We start from the raw sequence: 21,557 nt of genomic DNA on the forward strand, positions 1-21,557 counted from the left end.
CCGTGACAGAGCGCGCGCACCGACTCGCCGGGCGGTCGGAACATCTGACCCGGCACATCTTCGTCACCGGGGGTGTCGCCTCCTCCCTCGGCAAGGGCCTGACGGCGAGCAGCCTCGGCCGCCTCCTGCGATCGCGTGGCCTGAAGGTCACCATGCAGAAGCTCGACCCGTACCTCAACGTGGACCCGGGCACCATGAACCCGTTCCAGCACGGTGAGGTGTTCGTCACCGACGACGGGGCGGAGACCGACCTCGACGTCGGCCACTACGAGCGATTCCTCGACGTCAACCTCGTCGGCTCCGCGAACGTGACCACCGGACAGGTGTACTCGCAGGTCATCGCGAAGGAGCGGCGCGGCGAGTACCTGGGCGACACGGTCCAGGTCATCCCGCACATCACCGACGAGATCAAGGCGCGCATGCGTTCGCAGGCGGGCGAGGACGTCGACCTGATCATCACCGAGATCGGCGGGACGGTCGGCGACATCGAGTCGCAGCCGTTCCTCGAGGCCGCCCGGCAGGTGCGGCACGACCTCGGGCGCGACAACGTCTTCTTCCTGCACGTCTCGCTGCTGCCGTACATCGGCCCGTCGGGCGAGCTCAAGACGAAGCCGACGCAGCACTCGGTCGCAGCGCTGCGCAGCATCGGCATCCAGCCGGACGCGATCGTGCTGCGCGCCGACCGCGACGTCCCGGACAGCATCAAGCGCAAGATCGCGCTGTTCTGCGACGTCGACGTCGAGGGTGTCGTCACCGCCAAGGACGCGCCGAGCATCTACGACATCCCGCGCGTGCTGCACGCCGAGGGCCTCGACGCGTACGCCGTGCAGCGGCTCGGGCTGCCGTTCCGGGACGTCGACTGGAGCGGCTGGGACGCCCTGCTGACCCGCGTGCACGCGCCGTCGCGGCAGGTCGAGGTCGCGCTCGTTGGGAAGTACATCGACCTGCCTGACGCGTACCTGTCGGTCACCGAGGCGCTGCGCGCGGGTGGCTTCCACCACGACGCGAAGGTCGTCATCCGCTGGGTCACGTCCGACGACTGCCAGACGCCGGCGGGTGCGCGTGCCGCGCTCGAGGGCGTCGACGCGGTCCTCGTGCCCGGTGGGTTCGGCGTGCGGGGGATCGAGGGCAAGCTCGGCGCGCTGCGCTGGGCGCGCGAGAACCTGGTGCCGACGCTCGGCATCTGCCTCGGCCTGCAGTGCATGGTGATCGAGTACTCACGCACGGTCCTCGGCCTCGAGGGGGCGTCCTCGTCGGAGTTCGACGACGACCCGGCGCACCCGGTCATCGCGACGATGGCCGAGCAGCTCGCGATCGTCGGCGGCGAGGGTGACCTCGGCGGCACGATGCGCCTCGGGTCCTACGAGGCCGTGCTCGCGCCCGGTTCGCTCGCGGCGGAGGTCTACGGCGCCGAGCGGATCACGGAGCGGCACCGGCACCGGTACGAGGTGAACAACTCCTACCGCGACAAGCTCGAGGAGGCGGGCCTCGTGATCTCGGGCGTCTCGCCCGACACGTCGCTGGTCGAGTTCGTCGAGCTGCCGCGCGACGTGCACCCGTACTTCATCTCGACGCAGGCGCACCCCGAGTTCAAGTCTCGGCCGACCCGGGCGCACCCGCTGTTCGCGGGCCTCATCGGAGCGGCGATCACGTTCCAGGACGAGCACTGACCGTGGGCGAGCTCCGCGACGTCCCCGTCGACCGCCCGGTGCTGACGCACGACCTGCTGCACCACGGGCGCGTCTGGGACCTCGCGAGCGACCTCGTCGACCTCGGTGAGGTCCAGGTGGTCCGCGAGTACGTGGACCACCCCGGGGCCGTCGCGGTGATCGCGCTCGACGACGACGACCGTGTGCTCCTGCTCTCGCAGTACCGGCACCCGGTGCAGCACGAGCTGTGGGAGCCACCGGCCGGCCTCCTCGACGTCCCGGGCGAGGACGCCGTGCTGGCGGCCGCCCGGGAGCTCGCCGAGGAGGCCGACCTCGTCGCCGGCCGGTGGTGGCGGTTGCTCGACTTCTTCACGAGCCCCGGAGGCAGCTCCGAGCGGATCGTCGTGTTCCTCGCGCGCGACCTGAGCCCGGTCCCCGAGGCCGACCGGTACGCCCGGACCGACGAGGAGGCGGGCATGGTGCCGATCTGGGTGCCGCTCGACGAGGCGGTCGACGGCGTCCTGACCGGACGCTTCCACTGCCCGACGACGGTCACCGGGGTGCTCGCGGCGGCGGCTGCGAAGGCGCGCGGGTGGGCGACGCTCACGCCCGCCGAGCCGGGCCACTGATCCTCTCCGACGGCCGTCAGCGGCTCGTGCTGCGGCGGTACTGCAGGTTCGCGAGCGGCACGAAGACCGCGACGATGAGCACGGTCCAGATCAGCGTGTAGAGCTCGGCATGCTGCAAGGGCCACGCGGTGGGCTCCGGCACCTGGGCCGGGATGTTGCCGAACAGCTCGCGCGACGCCTGGGTGACCGCGGAGACCGGGTTCCACTCGGCGAAGGTCTGCAGCGGCCCGGGCAGCGACTCGAGCGGCACGAAGGTGTTCGCGACGAACGTGAGCGGGAAGATCACGATGAACGTCGCGTTGTTGAACACCTCGACCGACGGTACGAGCATGCCCAGCCACGCCATGATCCACGAGATCGCATAGGCGAACAGGATCAGCAGCGCGAAGCCGAGCGCCGCCTCGCCCACCGAGCTGTGGATGCCCCAGCCGACGAGCAGGCCGGTCAGCGACATGACCACGAGCACGAGGACGTTGTTGACCACGTCGGACAGCGTGCGGCCGGTGAGCACCGCCGACGGTGCCATGGGCAGCGACCGGAACCGGTCGATGATCCCCTTCTTCACGTCCTCGGCCAGGGCGGCGCCGGTGATCGTCGCACCGAAGATCACCGTCTGCGCGAAGATCCCGGCCATGAGGAACTCGCGGTACGCGTTCGGGTCGGCCCCGCCGGGCACCGCGATCGCGCCGCCGAACACGTACGCGAACAGCAGCACGAACATGATCGGCGAGAGCGTCGTGAAGACCAGCAGGTCCGGGACCCGCTTGATCTTGATGATGTTGCGTCGCGCGACGACGTGCGCGTCGCTCAGCACGGTCGGCATGGCCATCAGGCACCCACTTCCGTCGTTGCCGCATCGTCCTCGGCGGGGCGACCGGTCAGCGTGAGGAACACGTCGTCGAGCGTGGGTCGGCGCAGCCCGACGTCGTCGAGCGCGATGCCCTCGGCGTCGAGCACGCGCAGCGCCTCGGTGAGCGTGCGTGCGCCGCCGGTGACCGGCATGAGCAGCGACCGGCGACCCTCGTCGAGCGTGGGTCGGCCGACGCCGAGCGGCTCGAGCACGCGCCCGGCGCGCTCGAGCGTCCCGAGCTCGCTCACGGTCAGCTCGAGGCGTTCACCGCCGACCTGCAGCTTGAGCTCGTCGGCCGTGCCCTGCGCGATCACCTCGCCGTGGTCGATCACGACGATGTCGTCCGCCAGGACGTCGGCCTCCTCGAGGTACTGCGTCGTCAGCAGCAGCGTGGTCCCACCCGCGACGAGCGTCTGGATCACCTCCCACATGTCCGCCCGCCCGCGCGGGTCCAGGCCCGTGGTCGGCTCGTCCAGGAAGATCACCGGAGGGTTCGCGACGAGCGCCGCGGCGAGGTCGAGCCGGCGGCGCATGCCGCCCGAGTAGGTGCGCGAGGGCCGGTCGGCGGCCTCCTCGAGCCGGAACCCGGCGAGCAGCTCGCGTGCTCGTTCGCGCGAGCGCTTCCTGCCGAGGTGGTAGAGCCGGCCGACCATCTCGAGGTTCTCGTACCCCGTGAGGTACTCGTCGACGGCCGCGTACTGGCCGGACAGGCCGATCCGGCGCCGGACCGCACGCGGCTCGTGCAGCACGTCGACACCCGCGACGCGCGCGGAGCCGGCGTCGGGGCGCAGCAGGGTCGTCAGGATGCGCACGGCGGTGGTCTTGCCCGCGCCGTTGGGACCGAGCAGCGCGAGCACCGTGCCCTGCGGGACGGTGAGGTCGATGCCGGCAAGAGCGGTGACGCCCTTGTAGCGCTTGACGAGGCCGCGCGCGACGATCGCCGGCGCCGCGCCGCCCCCGGGGTCGGACTGGTGGTGACTCATGCACGCGACTCTAGGTGTGACCTCCGACACAGGCGCGACGAAGTTCCACGGTCGACGGCGGCCTCAGGCCGCGGGCACCGCCACGGCGAGGTCCGCGGTGCGGGTACGGCCGCACAACCACACCCGGGTGGTCCCGGCGGTCAGCAGTGCCGCCCCGATCAGGTGCAGGTTGACCAGCGCGATCGGCAGACCGGTCGCCGTCTGGACGTAGCCGATCGCACCCTGCGCGAGGGTGATCACGAGCAGCACGACCGCCGCACGGTGCATCGCTGCGGCTGACGCACCCGCGGGTCCGCCCCGACGCGTGCGCCAGAGCACCACGAGCAGCACGAGCGCGAACAGCCACACCCACGCGGCGTGGATCCGTGCCATCAGCAGCGGGTCGACGGCGAGCCGGTAGCCGACCTCGTCGTCTCCGGAGTGCGGACCGGCGCCCGTGGTCAGCGTGCCGAGGACCAGGACGACGCCGAGCACGCCGCCGAGGACGTGCGTGAGCTGCCGCGTGGCCGGGTCGACCAGCGGCCGGGGTCGGTCGTCGGTCTCCTGGGAGCGGTGCAGGAGCAGCAGTGAGCCGGCGACGAGGGCCGAGGAGACCAGGAAGTGCAGCGAGACCAGGATCGGCGGCAGCTGCTTGATCACCAGGATCCCGCCGAGCACGGCCTGGCCGAGCACGCCGCCCAGCGGCAGCCAGCCCAGCCGGCGGTACGCGAGCCCGCGCGAGCGGTCGCTCCACACGACGTATGCCACCGCGACGGCGCCGGCCGTCAGCACGAACGTCATGAGCCGGTTCCCGAACTCGACGAACGGGTGGTACGTCATCTGGTCGTGGACCTCGGGGACGAACGTGCCCGGCTCGCACTGCGGCCACGACGAGCAGCCGAGGCCGGATGCGGTGAGCCGGACGGCACCGCCGGTCCCGATGATCGCGATCTGCAGGACGAGGTTCGTGACGAGCACGGCGTGCGTCCGACGACGCAGCCACGCGAGCAGGTCGTACCAGCGCATCCGCTCCAGCGTGCGCCGCCACCAGGGGGCGCTGACCTCGACGGTGGGGGGCGGCGTACTCACGGGACCAGCGTAGGCGGCGGGTGCGGGCGACCCGGGCGCCGCGGGTGTGACCTTCGCCCGCGACTCGCGTCGCTCAGTGCCAGCGGAACAGCCGGGCCGCACCCCACCCGAGCGCGGCGGTCCAGGCGACGAGCACGACGACCGACCACGGCGGCAGGGTGCCGGTCTGGAACGCGGCGCGCATCGCCTCACCCAGCGCGCCCGAGGGCAGCAGGAGCGCGATGTGCTGCATCGGCCCGGGCAGGCGGTCGGCGGGCACGAGGACCCCGCCCGCGACGGCCAGGAGCAGGAGCGCGAGGTTCGCGACGGCGAGCACGGCTTCCGCACGCAACGTCCCGGCGACGAGCAGAGCGAGCGACGTGAACGCGGCCGTGCCCAGCACAACGGCGACGACCGACAGCAGCACTCCGCGTGCGTCGGGCCGCCAGCCGAGCGCGAACGCCGCCACGCCGATCACGACGATCTGGACGACCTCGACGACGAGCACGCCGAGCACCTTGCCGGTGAGCAGCCCGCGGCGGCCGAGCGGGGTGGTCGAGTGCAGTCGCAGCACCCCGTTGCGCCGGTCGAACGCCGAGGCGATCGCCTGCGACGTGAACGACGTGGTCATCACGGCGAGCGCGAGCACGCCCGGTGTGAAGAAGTCGATCCGGCTCAGTCCGGCGGTGTCGACGTCGAACGCCTCCACCTTCACGAGCCCGACGAGCGCGAGGACAGGGACGACCACCGTCACCAGCAGCTGCTCGCCGTTGCGCAGGATCGCGCGCGCCTCGAACCGGGTCTGCGCGACGACCCGGCGGCGCGCGGGCGCCGCACCGGCGTGCACCGCGCGTGGTGCGTGCTCGTCGGTGCTCATCGCAGCGTCCGTCCGGTCAGGTCGAGGAAGACGTCCTCGAGCGTGCGGCGACCGACGGTCAGCCGGGTCGCGAGCACGTCGCGCTCGGCGAGCCACGCCGTCAGCGCGGCCACGGTGCGCGCGTCGACCCCGCCCACGACGGTGTAGGAGCCGGGTGCGATCTCGTTCACCTCAGGCGCCGACCCGGACGTGCGCAGCGCGACGGCGAGGGTGGCGAGGTCGAGGCCGGGCGTCGCGTCGAGCCGCAGCGTGCGGTCGTCGGCCGACGCGACCAGGTCGCGCACCGACCCCTCGGCGATGACCACGCCGTGGTCGACGACGACGACGTGGTCGGCGAGGTCCTCGGCCTCGTCCATGAGGTGCGTGGTCAGCACGACCGCGACGCCCTCGTCGCGCAGCTCGCGGACCAGGTCCCAGACCGCGTGCCGGGACTGCGGGTCCATGCCCGCGCTCGGCTCGTCGAGGAACGCGACCCGCGGGCGTCCCACGACGGCCGCGGCGAGCGCGAGGCGCTGCCGCTGGCCTCCGGACAGCCGCCGCACGGTGGTCCGCGCGAACGCCCCCAGGCCGAGCCGCTCGGACAGCTCGTCGACCGGTCGCGGGTCCGCGTACATCCGGGCGACGTGCTCGAGCATCTCTGCGGCACGCACGCCCGTCGGCAGGCCACCGTCCTGCAGCATCACGCCGACCTGGGGGCGCAGCTCGTGCGCGTCGGCGAGCGGGTCGAGTCCGAGCACGCGCACCACGCCGTCGTCGGGCCGCCGCAACCCCTCGCAGCACTCGATCGTCGTCGTCTTGCCCGCCCCGTTGGGCCCGAGCACGGCGGTGACCCGGCCCTGGTGCGCGACGAGGTCGAGCCCGTCGACCACCGCCCGCCCGTCGTAGCGCTTGACGAGACCGGCGATCTCGACTGCGGGCGTGGGCACGATCGGGCAGTCTAGGCCAGCGCCGCCACGGGGCGTCGGTGTCCGCGTCAGTACGTCGGCGCCGGGGGCAGTCCGAAGTACGCCTCGAGGGTCGGCGCGCCCGAGTCGTGGAACGTCCGGGCGAAGTCGACGCCGACGAACCGGATGTGCCAGGGCTCAGGGTCGTAGCCGGTCACGTCCGCCTGGCCCGCCGGGTAGCGCACGACGAACCCGTACTCGTAGGCGTGCTCGGCGAGCCACGCAGCCTGGGGGGTGTCCGCGAAGCACGACGAGTACGCGCGGCAGCTGCCGGTCAGGGGCCGCATGTCCGCGGCCAGTCCGGTCTGGTGCTCCGAGTAGCCGGCACGGGCCGAGAGCTCGTCGGCGCGGGCTGACCCGAGCTTGCGCCTCCACCCGTCGTACGTCGAGGCCTGCTCCGCGTAGGAGCGGTACCCGCTGCTGGCGTACATCCCGACACCGTCGGCGTCGGCGGCGGCCTCGAGCTCGCCGAGCGCGGCGGCGGCCTCGGGTCGTAGCGCATGGCCGTGACCGACCGACACGACCTCGGGCGCGAAGTCGATCGGCTGCATCGGGCGCTGCTTGTTGACGATGACGAGGTTGGTGGTGGCGTCGTCGACCTGGGCGAGCTCGTCGTCGGTCGCGGGGAACGTGCGCGTCGGGCTCGAGGTCGGCATCGGCGTGGGACTCGGCGTGGGGCTCGGAGTCGCGGTCGGGTGCGGCGACGACGTGGCGGTCGGACTGTCCACGACGACGCGGGTGCCGGTCGACGCGGTGGCGGTGGGGGCTGCGACGTCCGACGGGTCGCCCGACGCGCTGAGCGCAGCGGCCAGTGCGGCGCCCGCGACGGCCGCGACCGCGACCGCCAGCACGGTCGTCCGGCCGTCGGCACGCACCATGGACACCCCTCGTGCGAGCGGCACCGGCCGCGCCCACCGGACCGTCCGGCGTCGGATCCACGCTAACCCGCACGCCTGTGGGGAGCCCTGCATGTGCGCGGCGCGCCCGCAGCGTCGACCACTCCGGTGACGGCCAGGGGAGGGCTCGAGGTGAGGGCTCGAGGTGAGGGCTCGAGGTGAGGGAAGGTTGGCCTTGCTTGCGCAGGATGAATTTGGAAACGACGATGTTGCCAATATCAACGCCCGACGACCGCGGAGGTGAGCATGAGCACGACCCTCCCGCTCGAGCACACCCCGGCACCGGACGTCGACGCCGGTACCCGTCAGCGCGTGCTGGAGCTGGTCGTGACCGACGGTCCGATCACCGCGTCGACCCTGGCCGAGCGGCTCGACCTGACGCCGGCCGCCATCCGGCGCCACATCCTCGCGCTCGAGCAGGCCGACCAGATCAGCGTGCACGAGTCGTCCTCCGCCTCGCCGGTGCGCCGCGGCCGCCCCGCGCGCCGCTACGTGGTCACCAACCACGGGCAGGCGGGACTGGCGCACCGGTACGCCGAGATCGCGCAGCAGGCACTCGACTTCCTGCGGGACTCGGCCGGCGCCGAAGCGCTCGACGGCTTCGCTCGGGCGCGCGCGGCGGAGCTCACGGCGCGCATCGCGCCTGCGCTCGTCGACGCGGGTTCGGACGTGTCCCATCGGGCCGAGGTCCTCGCGAACGCGCTGACCGTCGAGGGCTACGCCGCGTCCGCGCGGCCCGTGCCCGGCACGCACGTCGTCCAGCTCTGCCAGGGTCACTGCCCGGTCCAGGACGTCGCGCACGAGTTCCCGCAGCTGTGCGAGGCCGAGACCAAGGCCATCTCCGACCTGCTCGGCGTGCACGTGCAGCGGCTGTCGACGCTGGCCGCAGGCGGCCACGTCTGCACGACGAGCATCCCCACGGTCACGCCGGGCTTCGGGTCCGCGACGACCAGCACCACACCACCCGCTGCCCCCGCGACGTCCCCGGAAGGAACGACTCGATGAGTGCACCCACGCAGGAGCCGATGACCCAGGACGAGGCGATCGCCTCGATCGGCAACTACAACTACGGCTGGCACGACGAGGACGTCGCGGGTGCGACGGCGCGCCGTGGCCTGTCCGAGGACGTCGTGCGCGACATCTCGCGGCTCAAGAACGAGCCCGAGTGGATGCTCAAGACGCGGCTCAAGTCGCTGCGCATGTTCGACAAGAAGCCGATGCCCTGGTGGGGCGCCGACCTGTCGGGCATCGACTTCGACAACATCAAGTACTTCGTGCGCTCGACCGAGAAGCAGGCGGCGAGCTGGGAGGACCTGCCCGAGGACATCCGCAGCACGTACGACCGGCTCGGCATCCCGGAGGCGGAGAAGCAGCGTCTCGTGGCCGGCGTCGCCGCGCAGTACGAGTCCGAGGTGGTCTACCACCAGATCCAGGAGTCGCTCGAGGAGCAGGGCGTCATCTTCCTCGACACCGACACGGGCCTGCGCGAGCACCCGGAGATCTTCGAGCAGTACTTCGGCTCGGTCATCCCGCCCGGGGACAACAAGTTCGCGTCGCTCAACACCGCGGTGTGGTCGGGCGGCTCGTTCGTCTACGTCCCGCCGGGTGTGCACGTCGAGATCCCGTTGCAGGCCTACTTCCGCATCAACACGGAGAACATGGGTCAGTTCGAGCGGACGCTGATCATCGCCGACGAGGGCTCCTACGTGCACTACGTCGAGGGCTGCACCGCCCCCGTGTACTCGTCGGACTCGCTGCACTCCGCGGTCGTCGAGATCATCGTCAAGAAGAACGCCCGCGTGCGGTACACGACCATCCAGAACTGGTCGAACAACGTCTACAACCTCGTGACGAAGCGGGCGACCGCGGCCGAGGGCGCGACGATGGAGTGGGTCGACGGCAACATCGGCTCCAAGGTCACCATGAAGTACCCGGCGATCTACCTCATGGGCGAGCACGCGCGCGGCGAGACGCTGTCGATCGCGTTCGCGGGTGAGGGCCAGCACCAGGACGCGGGCTCCAAGATGGTGCACGCCGCACCGCACACCTCGTCGTCCATCGTGTCGAAGTCGGTCGCCCGCGGCGGCGGTCGCACGTCCTACCGCGGCCTCGTGCAGATCCTCGAGGGTGCCTCGCACAGCGCGTCCAACGTGCTGTGCGACGCGCTGCTCGTCGACCAGATCTCGCGTTCGGACACCTACCCGTACGTCGACGTCCGCGAGGACGACGTGTCGATGGGTCACGAGGCCACGGTGTCGCGCGTGAGTGAGGACCAGCTGTTCTACCTGATGTCCCGAGGCATGCCCGAGACCGAGGCCATGGCCATGATCGTGCGTGGGTTCGTCGAGCCCATCGCGCGTGAGCTGCCCATGGAGTACGCCCTCGAGCTGAACCGCCTCATCGAGCTGCAGATGGAAGGGGCCGTCGGCTGATGACGACCACCATGAACGAGTCGGGGCTGTCCACCGACCACTCCCGCGCTGTCGCGGACGGCGAGCACACGCACGGCGTCGGCGGCACACCGCAGTCGTCGCGTGCCGAGCGGCTCGCGTCCTTCGACGTCGCCGACTTCCCCGTGCCGAACGGGCGTGAGGAGGAGTGGCGCTTCTCGCCGATCGGCCGGATCGCGCCGCTGTTCGCCGCCGCGACCGACGGCGTGCTCGACGGGCACGGCGTCCTGACCACGGTCGTCGAGTCGCCCGAGGCGACGGTCGAGATCGTCGAGCGCGGCGACGACCGCCTCGGGGTCGTCGGCAAGCCCGGCGACCGCACGGCCGCCGTGGCCTGGGCCTCGGCGTCGCGCGCGACGCTCGTGACCCTGCCGCGCGAGGCGGTCGCCTCCAAGGTGACCTCGATCCGCGTCGAGGGCGTCGAGGGCGCGGGCACGCACGACGCGCCGCTCGAGCCGACCGCGTCGCACCTGGTCATCCGCGCGCGCGAGCTGTCCGAGGGCACGGTCGTCATCGACCACGTCGGTCACGCGGTGCTCACCGAGACCGTCGAGATCGTCGCGGAGGACGGTGCCCACCTCACGGTGGTGTCCGTGCACGACTGGGCCGAGGGTTCGGTGCACGCCGCCTCGCACCGCATCAAGGTCGGGCGCGACGCGACGGTCAAGCACATCGTCGTCACGCTCGGCGGCGACGTCGTGCGCGTCACGCCGGACGCGGAGTTCTCCGGCGAGGGCGGCTCGGTCACGATGATCGGGCTGTACTTCGCGGACGCCGGTCAGCACCAGGAGCACCGCCTGTTCGTCGACCACGCCGAGCAGAGCTGCATCTCGCGCGTGACCTACAAGGGCGCGCTGCAGGGTGCCGGTGCACACACGGTCTGGGTCGGCGACGTGCTGATCCGGGCCGAGGCCGAGGGCACCGACACCTACGAGCTCAACCGCAACCTCGTGCTCACCGACGGTGCGCGCGCGGACTCGGTGCCGAACCTCGAGATCGAGACCGGTCTCATCGAGGGTGCCGGGCACGCTTCGGCCACCGGTCGCTTCGACGACGAGCAGCTCTTCTACCTGCGGGCACGTGGCATCCCGGAGCCCGACGCGCGCCGTCTCGTCGTGCGCGGGTTCTTCGCGGAGCTCGTGCACGAGATCGGCGTCCCGGAGGTCGAGGAGCGGCTGCTGGCCGCGATCGAGGCCGAGCTCGAGGAGTCGATGTCGGTGCTCGACCGGGTCGCTGTCGACGACGGTGCGCAGGCGGGGGTCGCTCCCGAGGCCACTGCATGAGCGCGCAGCTCGCATGCTTCGCGTCCGACGTGCCCGTCGGGGGCACGCTGCGCGTCGAGCTCGAGGCCGACAGCGGCACCGTCGAGGTCGCGGTCGTGCGCGACGACGACGGTGAGCTGCACGCGATCAGCGACATCTGCTCGCACGGCGCCGTCTCGCTGTCCGACGGCGAGGTCGACGGCTGCACGATCGAGTGCTGGCTGCACGGGTCGCGCTTCGACCTGCGCACCGGCAAGCCGCTCGGCCCACCCGCCGTCACCCCCGTCCCCGTCTACCCCGTGACCCTCGACGGCGAGCGTGTGCTCGTCGACGTGGATCGCCCCCTCTGAGCCCCTCTCTGACCTAGGAGCACCCCCGCATGACCACCCTGGAGATCCGCGACCTGCACGTCAGCGTCGAGACCAAGGAAGGCCCCAAGCCGATCCTGCGCGGCGTCGACCTCACCGTGAACAGCGGCCAGACGCACGCGATCATGGGCCCCAACGGCTCGGGCAAGTCGACGCTCGCGTACTCGCTCGCCGGCCACCCGAAGTACCAGATCACCGGCGGCTCGGTGCTGCTCGACGGCGCCGACGTGCTGGCGATGTCGGTCGACGAGCGCGCGCGCGCCGGCATGTTCCTCGCGATGCAGTACCCCGTCGAGGTCCCCGGCGTCTCGGTGTCGAACTTCCTGCGCACCGCCAAGACCGCGATCGACGGCGAGGCGCCGCCGCTGCGGTCCTGGGTCAAGGACGTCCGCACCGCGATGGACGACCTGCGCATGGACCCGACGTTCGCCGAGCGCTCGGTCAACGAGGGTTTCTCGGGCGGTGAGAAGAAGCGTCACGAGATCCTGCAGATGGAGCTCCTGAAGCCGCGCATCGCGATCCTCGACGAGACCGACTCCGGCCTGGACGTCGACGCGCTGCGCGTCGTGTCCGAGGGCGTCAACCGCGTCCGTGCGAACACCGACGTCGGCGTGCTGCTCATCACGCACTACACGCGCATCCTGCGCTACATCGAACCGGACTTCGTGCACGTCTTCGTCGACGGCCGCATCGCGGAGGAGGGCGGCCCGGAGCTGGCCGAGCGACTCGAGAACGAGGGCTACGACCGCTTCCTGGCGACGGCCTGACACACACGCGTGCGGGGACCTGGTGCCGGCTGGCCGCCGGGTCCCCGCCCCAGCTCTGAACCGGGGGTCGATCGTGGGCAGCACCTTGGAAGCCGCCGAGCTGGCGGCCGTGCGGGCGGACTTCCCGCTGCTCGAGCGCACCGTGCGCGGCGGTCGCCCGCTCGTGTACCTCGACTCGGCGGCCACGTCCCAGAAGCCGGACGTGGTGCTCGACGCCGAGCAGGACTTCTACCTGCAGCGCAACGCCGCCGTGCACCGCGGCGCGCACCAGCTCGCGGAGGAGGCCACCGAGGAGTTCGAGGACGCCCGGGCCCGGGTCGCCTCGTTCGTCGGGGTGCGTCCGGGTGAGCTCGTGTGGACGACGAACGCCACAGCGGGGATCAACCTCGTCGCGTACGCGATGTCCAACGCGTCCCTCGGTCGCGGCGGCGCGGCCGCGCGCCGGTTCGCCCTGCATCCGGGCGACGAGATCGTCGTCACCGAGGCGGAGCACCACGCCAACCTCGTGCCGTGGCAGGAGCTCGCGGCGCGGACCGGGGCGACGCTGCGCTGGATCGGCGTCGCCGACGACGGGCGGCTGCGCACGCAGGAGCTCGCGGACGTCGTGACCGACCGCACGCGCGTGCTCGCGTTCACGCACGCCTCGAACGTCACGGGGGCGATCAGCGACGTCGCGGCATTCGTCGCCCGTGCGCGCGAGGTCGGTGCGCTGACGGTCCTGGACGCCTGCCAGTCGGTCCCGCACGTGCCGGTCGACCTGCACGGGCTCGGCGTGGACTTCGCGGCGTTCTCGGGCCACAAGATGCTCGCCCCGACGGGCGTCGGAGCGCTGTACGGACGTCGTGAGCTGCTCGACGCGATGCCGCCGGTGACCACGGGCGGCTCGATGGTCGAGGTCGTGACGATGACCGAGACGACGTACGCACCGCCGCCGCAGCGGTTCGAGGCCGGCACGCAGATGGTCTCGCAGGCGGTGGCCATGGGCGCCGCGGCGACCTACCTCGACGACCTCGGGATGGACGCCGTCGCGGCGCACGAGGCGCACCTGACCGGTCTGCTGCTCGACGCCGTCGCCTCGGTGCCCGGCGTGCGCGTGATCGGCCCGACCGACACGCGCGACCGGCTCGCGAACGTCTCGTTCGTCGTTGACGGCGTGCACGCGCACGACGTCGGGCAGGTGCTCGACGACGCGGGAGTGGCCGTGCGCGTGGGCCACCACTGCGCGCAGCCGCTGCACCGGCGCTTCGGCATCGCCGCGACCGCACGCGCGAGCGCCGCGGTCTACACCACCGACGAGGAGATCGCGGTGTTCCGGGAAGCACTCGCGGGGGTCCGCGCGTTCTTCGGACTGACGGACGCGGCGCGCGAGGTGGTGGCATGACGGGCTCGATGGAGCAGCTCTACCAGCAGGTGATCCTGGATCACGCGAAGTACCCGCACGGCCGGGGGCTGGGGGAGTCGGTCGAGGGCGCCCACAGCGCGCAGTCGCACCAGGTCAACCCGACGTGCGGCGACGAGGTCACGCTCCAGGTCGACGTCGACGACGCCGGCGTGGTGCGCGGACTGCGGTGGGAGGGCCAGGGCTGCTCGATCTCGCAGGCCTCGGTCTCCGTCCTGCACGACCTGGTCCTGGACCAGCCGCTCGAGACCGTCGGCTCGCTGTCCGAGACGTTCCGCGCGCTCCTGCAGTCGCGCGGCGCCGGGCTCGACGACGAGAAGGCCGAGGACGCCCTGGGCGATGCGGCGGCCTTCACCGGCGTGGGCCGGTTCTCCGCCCGCGTGAAGTGTGCGCTGCTCGGCTGGGTCGCGCTGAACGACGCCCTCATCAAGACCGGCGTCACCCCGAACCACCCGGAGGACGTATGAGTACCGAGTCGTCGCCCGTCAACGTCGCCGACGTCGAGGAGGCCATGCGCGACGTCATCGACCCCGAGCTCGGGATCAACGTCGTGGATCTCGGCCTCGTCTACGGCATCGTGCTGGAGCAGAACAACACCGCGGTCATCGACATGACGCTCACGTCGGCGGCCTGCCCGCTAACGGACGTCATCGAGGACCAGTCGGCGCAGGCGCTCGACGGCATCGTCGACGGCTTCCGCATCAACTGGGTGTGGATGCCGCCGTGGGGTCCCGAGAAGATCACCTCGGACGGTCGCGAGCAGATGCGGGCCCTGGGCTTCAACATCTGAGCTGCCCCGCTCGCCGCGCGCGACCTGGTCGCCGTCGTCGCGCAACGGCCCTACCGGTTCGCGGGCACGATCGAGGACAACCTGCGCCCGGCCCGGCCCGCTGCGTCGGACGACGAGCTCGCGACGGCGTGCCCGGCGGGCGGCGCTGGACGCCACGCTCGAGCGCGCGCCCGCGCACCTCGCCGCGTCGGGCGGGGCGTACGCCCGCCTGCTGGCCCGCCAGACGACGGACGAGCCGAGGGTCTCGTCAGGCAGTCGGGGGACCCGTTGCCGTCGCGCAGGCCCGTCAGGACTTCTTCGGCTTGGCCTTGGGGGCGCGCAGGCGCAGCCAGCGGCTCTGGCCCTCCTCGCGGAGCTCGACCTGCCCGTTGCGCGAGCGCAGGAAGTCGGTGAACGTCGGGTAGCCGAGCGCCTGCTCGTTGTACTGCGGGTTCAGGCGCTTCATCTGCGCCTTGACGGTCGCCGCCGGGCTCCAGCCGTCGTCGTCCTTCCCGACGAGCCCGAGCGCCTTGATCAGCAGCCGGGTCGCGCCCGGGCCGCCGATCGGCTGACCCGTCGGCGTCGGTGAGCTGTCGGCCTCCGAGACCGAGGGCGGCGCGGCGGCGCGGGTCGCGCGGCGGGACGTCGGCGCCGGTGCGGGCTCGCTCGGCTCGGCCGGGGGAGCGTCGCCGTCGCCACCCGCCTCGGCCGGCGCGGCCGGCTCGGCCTGCTCGTCGTCCGCCGGCTCGGACGGGGCGGCGTCGGGGCCGGGCTCGTCGTCGGCGTCCTCGAGCTCGTCGTCGTCGGACCGCACGACCTCGTCGTAGTACTCGAACTCGTCGCAAGCGGAGATCAGCGCGCGGCTGGTGCCGCCGGGCACGCCGATGCCCACGACGACGCGGCCCAGGCGGCGGCAGCGCTGCGCGAGGGCGATGTAGTCGGAGTCGCCCGCGACGATGACGACGTGCGTGATGTCGGGCAGCCGGAACAGGTCCTCGAGCACGTCGACCGCGAGCCGGATGTCGGCGCCGTTCTTGGTGCCGGACGCGGGGAAGAGCTGCGTGAGGTCGATCGCCCGGTCGACGAGCTGGCGTTTGTACGTCGCGTTGGCGGGGACGGACCAGTCCGCGTAGGCGCGCGCGACGGCGACGGTGCCGAACGAGGAGGCGAAGTCGAGGATCGCGCTGACGTCGACGCGGGCGTCGTCGAGCCGGGCGGCGACCTCCTTGCGGGCGTCGCGCGCGTTCTCCTTGCGCCACGCGCCGTCGCCGTGCAGCTGGTCGTACCGCGAGATCACGATGTTGTCGAAGTCGATGTAGACCGCCGCGCGGTCGGTGTCCGTCAGCTCCGGCATGGGGCCTCCTTGGCTCGCCCCGACCCTACCGGCCGGCACGGGCGCGCTCGTCGGGCTCGTGGGCCCCTCAGAGCGGGTCCGCCGCGAACGTGTCGCACGCCGCGAGCTCGCCCTGCTCGTACCCGACGAGGAACCACCGTTCGCGCTGCTCGCTCGAGCCGTGCGTCCACGCGTCGGGGTTCACACCGCCCGACGACTGCTCCTGGATGTGGTCGTCGCCGACGGCCGCGGCGGCGTCGAGCGCCTGCGCGAGCTCGGCCCTCGTGATCGGGTCGAGGTAGGCGACGCCGGTGTCGGGGTCGACGGTCGACGCCGCGTGACCCGCCCACAGCCCCGCGTAGCAGTCGGCCTGCAGCTCGACGCGTACGGAGTCGGAGCCGGCGCCGGTGTCACCGCGGTCGGCGTCGTCGAACACGCCGGTCGCGTGCTGGATGTGGTGGCCGTACTCGTGCGCGTACACGTACATCTCGGCGAGCGGACCGCCCTGCGCACCGAACTCGCTGGTCAGCAGGTCGAAGAAGCCGAGGTCGAGGTAGATCGTCCGGTCGCCAGGGCAGTAGAACGGGCCCGACGACGACGAGGCCTGACCGCATGCCGTCGACACCGCGGACTCGAACTCGGCCGCCTCGGGGATGTCGACGCCCGCGGCCTGCAGCGTCGGGGCCCAGTAGGTGTCGAGCGAGTCGAGCGTCGCGGACAGCCGGCACGCGCGGTCGGTGTTGGCCTGCTCGGCGGTGCACTCGCCGATGGTCGCGTCGTCCTCGACCTCGCCCGTGCCGCCGTCACCGAGCAGCGCACCGAGGTCCGGTCCGCCGCCCAGCAGCATGATCGCGAGTACGACGAGCAGGCCGAGCCCGCCGACACCGCCGCCGATCGCGACACCCCGGGTACCCCCGCGGCCGCCGCCGCGCCGCGACTGCACGCGGCCGCCGCCGAAGCTGCCGCCCTCCTGGAAGGTCATGCCCCGGAGCGTAGAGGGTGGCTGTCAGCCGCGCGCGGGGGCGTCGGCCCGTCGGGCTCGCCCAGGCCGCGGGCCGCGAGCGCCTCGCCGACCCGGTGAGCGTGCCCGACCATGCGCACCGCCGCGGGGACGACGACCGCGCGCGGGTCGCGCCCGAGCCCGCGGGCCCGCGCGGCGTCGCGCGACTCGACCGTCGAGACGACGAGCACGGGCACGGTGCGCAGCATGAGCGCGATCGCGAGCGAGACCTGCTCGGGTGCCAGCCCGACGTGCCGCAACGGCCGCGCCGCGCGCGCGAGCGTGTCGAGCAGCACGTCCGAGCGCGTCGTGGCCGTGACCAGCGCGGCGAGCAGCACCGCGGCCAGGAGGTCCGCGGTGAGCTCGATCGCGCCCGCAGGCCCGTCGGACCACCAGCGGAAGACCGCGAGCACCCCGATGCCGAGCAGCGTCGCGGTCAAGCCGCCTGCGCTGCCGCGCAACGGGACGCGCGCGACCGCGTAGGCCAGCAGCACGAGCGCGAGCAGGACCAGCGCCGAGGGCACACCCTGCAGCACGACCCCGAGCGTCGTGACGACGAGCAGTGCGACGAGCTTGGCGCCGCCAGGTGCGCGGTGCACCGGGCTCGTCCCCGGCCGGTAGAGCCCCAGCGGTCCGCTCCACGGCGCACGCAGCGGCCTGCCGGTCGCCTCAGGCCCGTCCGGGGTGGGGGTCACGACGGCGATCCGTCGCGGACGCGGGACGCGCGTGCGGCCATGAGGGTGCGGTAGTGCCGCACCGCCTCGTCGGGCGCGCCGTCGTGCACGACGCGGCCCTCGTCGACGACGAGCACGCGGTCGGCGTGGCCGGCTGCGTCCAGGTCGTGCGTGACCTCGACGACCTGCTGCTCGAGGCCGGCGACCAGGTCGTCGACCACCGCACGCCAGGCCAGGTCGAGCAGCGTCGTCGGCTCGTCGAGCACGAGGACGCGGGGTTCGGTCGCGAGCACGGCGGCCAGCGCGAGGAGCTGACGCTGCCCGCCCGACAGCGAGTGCACCGGCTGGTCGGCGCGCGCCGCGAGCCCGAACCGTGCCAGGACGGCTCGTGCGGCCTGCGCGCGCTCGCGGGCGTCCGGGTGCGTGCGCCGCAGCGACAGCGCGACGTCCTCGACCGGCGTCGGCATCACGATCTGGGCGTCCGGGTCGGTGAACACGAACCCGACGAGGCGGCGCACGGCGGCGCCGTCCCGGGCGGTGTCGAGGCCGTCGACCGTGACCCGGCCCGACGACGGCAGCACGAGCCCGTTCAGGAGCCGCGCGAGCGTCGACTTGCCGGAGCCGTTCGCCCCGATCACGGCCACGCGCGGCTCGTCGAGACGCAGCGAGAGCGGGTGCAGGAGCGTCACGACGCGGTCGGCGCCGCCGGCCGGGTCCGGGGACCAGGCCGTGACGTGGACGGCGTCGAGCGCGATCACCGTCGCGAGCGCAGCAGGCTCGGGTAGGCGCGGAAGACGACGAGCGCGACCGCGGCCGCGAGCAGCGACTTCACGACGTCGCCGGGCACGAACGCGAGGTTGGCGGTCCAGGCCACGTCCAGGCTCATTCCGGCGCGCCACATGAGGCCGGCGATGCCGAAGACGTCGATCACCACCGGGCTCGCGACCAACGCGGCGACCGCGACGAGAGCCGCCCGCCGCCAACCGGCCCGGCGCAGGGCGAGGCCCGCCAGGGCGCCCGCCGCCACGGCCCCGGCGACGAAGCCCACGAGGTAGCCGCCGGTCGGCCCGACCAGGATGGCCAGGCCGCCCTTGTGGCCGGCGAACACCGGGACGCCCGCGGCGCCGACGGCCAGGTACAGCAGCACCGAGAGCGCGCCGCGGCGGGCCCCCAGCACCAGACCGGCCAGGACCACGCCGAAGGTCTGCAGCGTGAACGGCACGCCGCTGGGCCCGGCGATGTCCGGCAGGACGCCGCACACGACGATGAACGCGGCGAATGTCGCGACGAGCGCGAGGTCGGTCGCGGCGGAGCGGCGGACCACGGGCACCGGTGCGGCGATCGCGACGGCGCCGCCGGACACCGTCAGGTCGGCGGTGCTGGTCGCGACGACCTCGGCGGTCGAGTCCGCGGTCGAGTCGGCGGTCGAGTCGGCGGGTGAGTCGGCGGTGCGGGCGTCGGCCACGGTTGCTCCTTGGGTCGGCGTGCTCGTCGGGTGTGCTCGTCGCAAGCCTGTCGGTCGGGCGAGGAAGGCCCGGTCGGTGGCTCTGCGACGTCCAGAACGCTAGTGCGCGCAAGGGAGCAGGCACGCCTGTGCGCCCGACCAACATGCGGTGCGCGAATCCGGAGGAAATCACCACGAGACCCGGCGCGCCCCCCTGTGGTCTGCGTCACATCTCATCCGTGCCGACGCTGTCCGGAATGTCCGCGGATGGCTAGCGTGGTCTCGACCGCAGCCACGCCCGCGCGGGGGTGCGACGGGGTCCGACGGGGGAGGGTCGCCATGACCGACGAGGAGCGCCCTGAGCACGAGAGCTCGTCGGACGTCCCCGAGGACCCGAGCCTGCTGCGCCGGGCGTTCGACGAGGTCGTCGACGAGATCTCGCGCGAGCACCCGTGGTACGAGCTGCCGCACGCCCTGGGGCTCGTCGAGCTGATCGGGATCCGGGACACGCTGCGCCTCGAGAACCTGCACGACACGTCACGGCTGCCGGCCGTGCACGAGCTGCAGCCGCCGCAGTTCGAGGAGCGGTTCACGGTGCAGCGGACCGCCGACGGCAGCTGGAACGACCTCGCACACCCCGAGATGGGCATGGCCGGCACGCGGTTCGGCCGCAACGTGCCGCTCGAGCACACCTGGCCCGACCGCGAGCGGATGCTGGTGCCGAACCCGCGCGAGATCAGCCGCCGGCTCATGACCCGCGAGAAGCTGAACCCCGCCACGGGCGGCAACGTGATCATCACCGCGTGGCTGCAGTTCATGATCCACGACTGGATCCGGCACGGCACGAGCCTGACGAGCAACCCCTGGGTGCTGCCGCCGGTCGAGGGCGACGACTGGCCGACGCCGCCGGTGCTCGTGATGCGCACGCCGCCGGACCCGACGAGCCCGCCCGACTCGCCGCACCCGCCGACGTTCCGCAACGACAACACGCACTGGTGGGACGGCTCGTCGCTGTACGGCAACGACCTCGACGCGCAGCGGTTCCTGCGCTCGGGCAAGGGCGGTCACCTGCGGCTCGTCGACGGCATGCCGCCGGTGCCGGACGACCCGCGGCTGGACCCCACCCGCACGCCGGGCTTCTGGCTGGGCCTGGGCATGATGCACACCCTGTTCACGCGCGAGCACAACGCGATCGCCGACGCGATCGCCGGGGCGCACCCCGGCTACGACGACGAGCTGCTGTTCCAGAAGGCGCGCCTGGTCACGTGCGCGCTCATCGCCAAGATCCACACGATCGAGTGGACGCCCGCGGTCACCGCCCATCCGACGGCCGTCAGCGCGCTGCACGCGAACTGGTACGGGCTCGCGGGCCGCCGGCTGAGCGGGTTCGTCGGGAAGTTCTCCGACGACGAGGCGCTGCGCGGGATCCCCGGCACGCCGACCGAGGACTTCGGCGTGCCCTACTCGCTCACGGAGGAGTTCGTCGCCGTCTACCGGATGCACCCGCTCGTGCCGGACGACTACGACTTCCGCTCGGCCGACGACGACTCGCCGACGCTCGGTCCGCTCACGTTCGCCGACCTCACGGGGCCGCAGTCCGTGCCGATCCTGCGCGACCAGTCGCTCGCCGACCTGCTGTACACGTTCGGCACCATGAACCCGGGCCTGGTCACGCTGCACAACTTCCCGCGCGGCCTGCAGACCTACCGCCGGCCCGACGGCAAGCTGATGGACATGGCCGCGCTCGACGTGCTGCGCTGCCGCGAGCTCGGCGTGCCGCGGTACTGCGAGTTCCGCCGGCTCCTGCACCTGAGGGTGCCGACGAGGTTCGACGAGGTGACCAGCAACCCGCAGTGGGCCGCCGAGCTCGAGGACGTGTACGCCGGCCGTATCGAGGACCTCGACCTCGTCCCGGGCATGATGGCCGAGGACCTGCCCGACGGGTTCGCGTTCTCCGACACCGCGTTCCGGATCTTCGTGCTGATGGCCTCGCGGCGGCTCAACAGCGACCGCTTCTTCACCGACGCGTTCACCGACGAGGTGTACACGCCCGAGGGGATGGCGTGGGTCCGCGAGAACACCATGGGATCGGTGCTGATGCGCCACTGCCCGCAGCTGACCAGGTACGTGGAGCACCTGCCCAACGCGTTCGCGATCTGGCAGCGCGCCCGGCCGTAGACTGGCGACAGCTTGCGTCCGCGACGACGTCCGGACGC

Annotated in this window: 22 protein-coding genes; 11 read left to right on the forward strand and 11 right to left on the reverse strand. The window is 72.5% G+C overall.

The window, feature by feature from the left end; translation table 11 throughout:
• The first annotated feature begins 2 nt into the window (after positions 1 to 2).
• Together pyrG and CCO02nite_RS00065 are read left to right on the forward strand one after the other, a co-directional pair.
• The gene (gene pyrG, locus CCO02nite_RS00060) at positions 3 to 1,670 is read left to right on the forward strand and encodes a CTP synthase (protein WP_146840940.1); all 1,668 of its coding nucleotides are present in this window, start codon (positions 3 to 5) and stop codon (positions 1,668 to 1,670) included.
• Positions 1,667 to 2,278, forward strand: coding sequence for an NUDIX domain-containing protein (locus CCO02nite_RS00065; protein ID WP_146840941.1), 612 nt, complete (start codon positions 1,667 to 1,669; stop codon positions 2,276 to 2,278). The genes pyrG and CCO02nite_RS00065 overlap by 4 nt, the downstream gene beginning before the upstream one ends.
• A 16-nt stretch (positions 2,279 to 2,294) precedes the next feature.
• Here CCO02nite_RS00065 and CCO02nite_RS00070 read toward each other — a convergent pair whose 3' ends face one another.
• The 6 genes from CCO02nite_RS00070 to CCO02nite_RS00095 form a co-directional block, all read right to left on the reverse strand.
• Positions 2,295 to 3,107, reverse strand: a complete 813-nt coding sequence (locus CCO02nite_RS00070) for an ABC transporter permease (RefSeq protein ID WP_146840942.1) — start codon at positions 3,105 to 3,107, stop codon at positions 2,295 to 2,297.
• Entirely contained in the window at positions 3,107 to 4,111 is a 1,005-nt protein-coding gene (locus tag CCO02nite_RS00075) for an ATP-binding cassette domain-containing protein (protein WP_146840943.1), read from the reverse strand. The genes CCO02nite_RS00070 and CCO02nite_RS00075 overlap by 1 nt, the downstream gene beginning before the upstream one ends.
• A 63-nt stretch (positions 4,112 to 4,174) precedes the next feature.
• Positions 4,175 to 5,179: a COX15/CtaA family protein gene (locus CCO02nite_RS00080; RefSeq protein ID WP_246117226.1), complete on the reverse strand. Its 1,005-nt coding sequence runs from the start codon at positions 5,177 to 5,179 to the stop codon at positions 4,175 to 4,177.
• Positions 5,180 to 5,252: 73 nt separating this feature from the next.
• Complete coding sequence (locus tag CCO02nite_RS00085) at positions 5,253 to 6,035, reverse strand: ABC transporter permease (protein WP_146840945.1); 783 nt, start codon at positions 6,033 to 6,035, stop codon at positions 5,253 to 5,255.
• On the reverse strand, positions 6,032 to 6,964 hold the full coding sequence (locus CCO02nite_RS00090) for an ABC transporter ATP-binding protein (protein ID WP_146840946.1): 933 nt from the start codon (positions 6,962 to 6,964) through the stop codon (positions 6,032 to 6,034). The genes CCO02nite_RS00085 and CCO02nite_RS00090 overlap by 4 nt, the downstream gene beginning before the upstream one ends.
• A 44-nt stretch (positions 6,965 to 7,008) precedes the next feature.
• Positions 7,009 to 7,857, reverse strand: a complete 849-nt coding sequence (locus CCO02nite_RS00095; protein ID WP_146840947.1) for a M15 family metallopeptidase — start codon at positions 7,855 to 7,857, stop codon at positions 7,009 to 7,011.
• A gap of 264 nt (positions 7,858 to 8,121) precedes the next feature.
• Here CCO02nite_RS00095 and CCO02nite_RS00100 point away from each other — a divergent pair, with 264 nt between their 5' ends.
• The 8 genes from CCO02nite_RS00100 (at position 8,122) to CCO02nite_RS00135 (ending at position 14,911) form a co-directional block, all read left to right on the forward strand.
• Positions 8,122 to 8,880 carry a helix-turn-helix transcriptional regulator gene (locus tag CCO02nite_RS00100; protein WP_146840948.1) on the forward strand — a complete coding sequence of 253 codons (759 nt, stop codon included), beginning with the start codon at positions 8,122 to 8,124 and terminating at the stop codon, positions 8,878 to 8,880.
• On the forward strand, positions 8,877 to 10,307 hold the full coding sequence (gene sufB, locus CCO02nite_RS00105) for a Fe-S cluster assembly protein SufB (RefSeq protein WP_146840949.1): 1,431 nt from the start codon (positions 8,877 to 8,879) through the stop codon (positions 10,305 to 10,307). The genes CCO02nite_RS00100 and sufB overlap by 4 nt, the downstream gene beginning before the upstream one ends.
• On the forward strand, positions 10,307 to 11,608 hold the full coding sequence (gene sufD / locus CCO02nite_RS00110) for a Fe-S cluster assembly protein SufD (RefSeq protein WP_146840950.1): 1,302 nt from the start codon (positions 10,307 to 10,309) through the stop codon (positions 11,606 to 11,608). The genes sufB and sufD overlap by 1 nt, the downstream gene beginning before the upstream one ends.
• Positions 11,605 to 11,937, forward strand: a complete 333-nt coding sequence (locus CCO02nite_RS00115; protein WP_146840951.1) for a non-heme iron oxygenase ferredoxin subunit — start codon at positions 11,605 to 11,607, stop codon at positions 11,935 to 11,937. Before sufD ends, CCO02nite_RS00115 begins: the two co-directional genes overlap by 4 nt.
• A 29-nt stretch (positions 11,938 to 11,966) precedes the next feature.
• A complete protein-coding gene (gene sufC, locus CCO02nite_RS00120; RefSeq protein ID WP_146840952.1) occupies positions 11,967 to 12,722 on the forward strand; it encodes a Fe-S cluster assembly ATPase SufC in 756 nt (251 codons plus the stop codon).
• Between the two features lie 73 nt (positions 12,723 to 12,795).
• Positions 12,796 to 14,103, forward strand: a complete 1,308-nt coding sequence (locus tag CCO02nite_RS00125; protein WP_146840953.1) for a SufS family cysteine desulfurase — start codon at positions 12,796 to 12,798, stop codon at positions 14,101 to 14,103.
• On the forward strand, positions 14,100 to 14,588 hold the full coding sequence (sufU, locus tag CCO02nite_RS00130) for a Fe-S cluster assembly sulfur transfer protein SufU (RefSeq protein WP_146840954.1): 489 nt from the start codon (positions 14,100 to 14,102) through the stop codon (positions 14,586 to 14,588). The genes CCO02nite_RS00125 and sufU overlap by 4 nt, the downstream gene beginning before the upstream one ends.
• The gene (locus tag CCO02nite_RS00135; protein WP_146840955.1) at positions 14,585 to 14,911 is read left to right on the forward strand and encodes a metal-sulfur cluster assembly factor; all 327 of its coding nucleotides are present in this window, start codon (positions 14,585 to 14,587) and stop codon (positions 14,909 to 14,911) included. The genes sufU and CCO02nite_RS00135 overlap by 4 nt, the downstream gene beginning before the upstream one ends.
• A 286-nt stretch (positions 14,912 to 15,197) precedes the next feature.
• Here the strand turns inward: CCO02nite_RS00135 and CCO02nite_RS00140 are convergent, their stop codons facing one another.
• From CCO02nite_RS00140 to CCO02nite_RS15935, 5 genes are all read right to left on the reverse strand, one after another.
• Positions 15,198 to 16,244, reverse strand: a complete 1,047-nt coding sequence (locus tag CCO02nite_RS00140) for an NYN domain-containing protein (RefSeq protein ID WP_146840956.1) — start codon at positions 16,242 to 16,244, stop codon at positions 15,198 to 15,200.
• A gap of 67 nt (positions 16,245 to 16,311) precedes the next feature.
• The gene (gene ypfJ, locus CCO02nite_RS00145) at positions 16,312 to 17,205 is read right to left on the reverse strand and encodes a KPN_02809 family neutral zinc metallopeptidase (protein WP_146840957.1); all 894 of its coding nucleotides are present in this window, start codon (positions 17,203 to 17,205) and stop codon (positions 16,312 to 16,314) included.
• Entirely contained in the window at positions 17,202 to 17,918 is a 717-nt protein-coding gene (locus tag CCO02nite_RS00150) for a CbiQ family ECF transporter T component (RefSeq protein ID WP_146840958.1), read from the reverse strand. The genes ypfJ and CCO02nite_RS00150 overlap by 4 nt, the downstream gene beginning before the upstream one ends.
• Entirely contained in the window at positions 17,915 to 18,655 is a 741-nt protein-coding gene (locus CCO02nite_RS15930; RefSeq protein WP_146840959.1) for an energy-coupling factor ABC transporter ATP-binding protein, read from the reverse strand. Before CCO02nite_RS15930 ends, CCO02nite_RS00150 begins: the two co-directional genes overlap by 4 nt.
• The gene (locus CCO02nite_RS15935) at positions 18,652 to 19,362 is read right to left on the reverse strand and encodes a biotin transporter BioY (RefSeq protein ID WP_146840960.1); all 711 of its coding nucleotides are present in this window, start codon (positions 19,360 to 19,362) and stop codon (positions 18,652 to 18,654) included. The genes CCO02nite_RS15930 and CCO02nite_RS15935 overlap by 4 nt, the downstream gene beginning before the upstream one ends.
• A gap of 318 nt (positions 19,363 to 19,680) precedes the next feature.
• Between CCO02nite_RS15935 and CCO02nite_RS00165 the strand changes: the two genes are divergently transcribed.
• The gene (locus CCO02nite_RS00165) at positions 19,681 to 21,519 is read left to right on the forward strand and encodes a peroxidase family protein (RefSeq protein WP_146840961.1); all 1,839 of its coding nucleotides are present in this window, start codon (positions 19,681 to 19,683) and stop codon (positions 21,517 to 21,519) included.
• The last annotated feature ends 38 nt before the right edge of the window (positions 21,520 to 21,557 follow it).

It is taken from the genome of Cellulomonas composti (assembly GCF_007990245.1).
In the GTDB taxonomy this organism is placed as follows: Bacteria; Actinomycetota; Actinomycetes; order Actinomycetales; family Cellulomonadaceae; genus Cellulomonas; species Cellulomonas composti.

Coding starts and splice junctions, on each gene's coding strand:
- sufB (WP_146840949.1), top strand. CDS start 8,877: ATGAGTGCACCCACGCAGGAGCCGATGACCCAGGACGAGGCGATCGCC.
- CCO02nite_RS00085 (WP_146840945.1), bottom strand. CDS start 6,035: ATGAGCACCGACGAGCACGCACCACGCGCGGTGCACGCCGGTGCGGCG.
- sufD (WP_146840950.1), top strand. CDS start 10,307: ATGACGACCACCATGAACGAGTCGGGGCTGTCCACCGACCACTCCCGC.
- CCO02nite_RS00100 (WP_146840948.1), top strand. CDS start 8,122: ATGAGCACGACCCTCCCGCTCGAGCACACCCCGGCACCGGACGTCGAC.
- CCO02nite_RS00115 (WP_146840951.1), top strand. CDS start 11,605: ATGAGCGCGCAGCTCGCATGCTTCGCGTCCGACGTGCCCGTCGGGGGC.
- CCO02nite_RS00070 (WP_146840942.1), bottom strand. CDS start 3,107: ATGGCCATGCCGACCGTGCTGAGCGACGCGCACGTCGTCGCGCGACGC.
- CCO02nite_RS00075 (WP_146840943.1), bottom strand. CDS start 4,111: ATGAGTCACCACCAGTCCGACCCCGGGGGCGGCGCGGCGCCGGCGATC.
- CCO02nite_RS00165 (WP_146840961.1), top strand. CDS start 19,681: ATGACCGACGAGGAGCGCCCTGAGCACGAGAGCTCGTCGGACGTCCCC.
- CCO02nite_RS00140 (WP_146840956.1), bottom strand. CDS start 16,244: ATGCCGGAGCTGACGGACACCGACCGCGCGGCGGTCTACATCGACTTC.
- ypfJ (WP_146840957.1), bottom strand. CDS start 17,205: ATGACCTTCCAGGAGGGCGGCAGCTTCGGCGGCGGCCGCGTGCAGTCG.
- sufC (WP_146840952.1), top strand. CDS start 11,967: ATGACCACCCTGGAGATCCGCGACCTGCACGTCAGCGTCGAGACCAAG.
- sufU (WP_146840954.1), top strand. CDS start 14,100: ATGACGGGCTCGATGGAGCAGCTCTACCAGCAGGTGATCCTGGATCAC.
- CCO02nite_RS00135 (WP_146840955.1), top strand. CDS start 14,585: ATGAGTACCGAGTCGTCGCCCGTCAACGTCGCCGACGTCGAGGAGGCC.
- CCO02nite_RS00095 (WP_146840947.1), bottom strand. CDS start 7,857: ATGGTGCGTGCCGACGGCCGGACGACCGTGCTGGCGGTCGCGGTCGCG.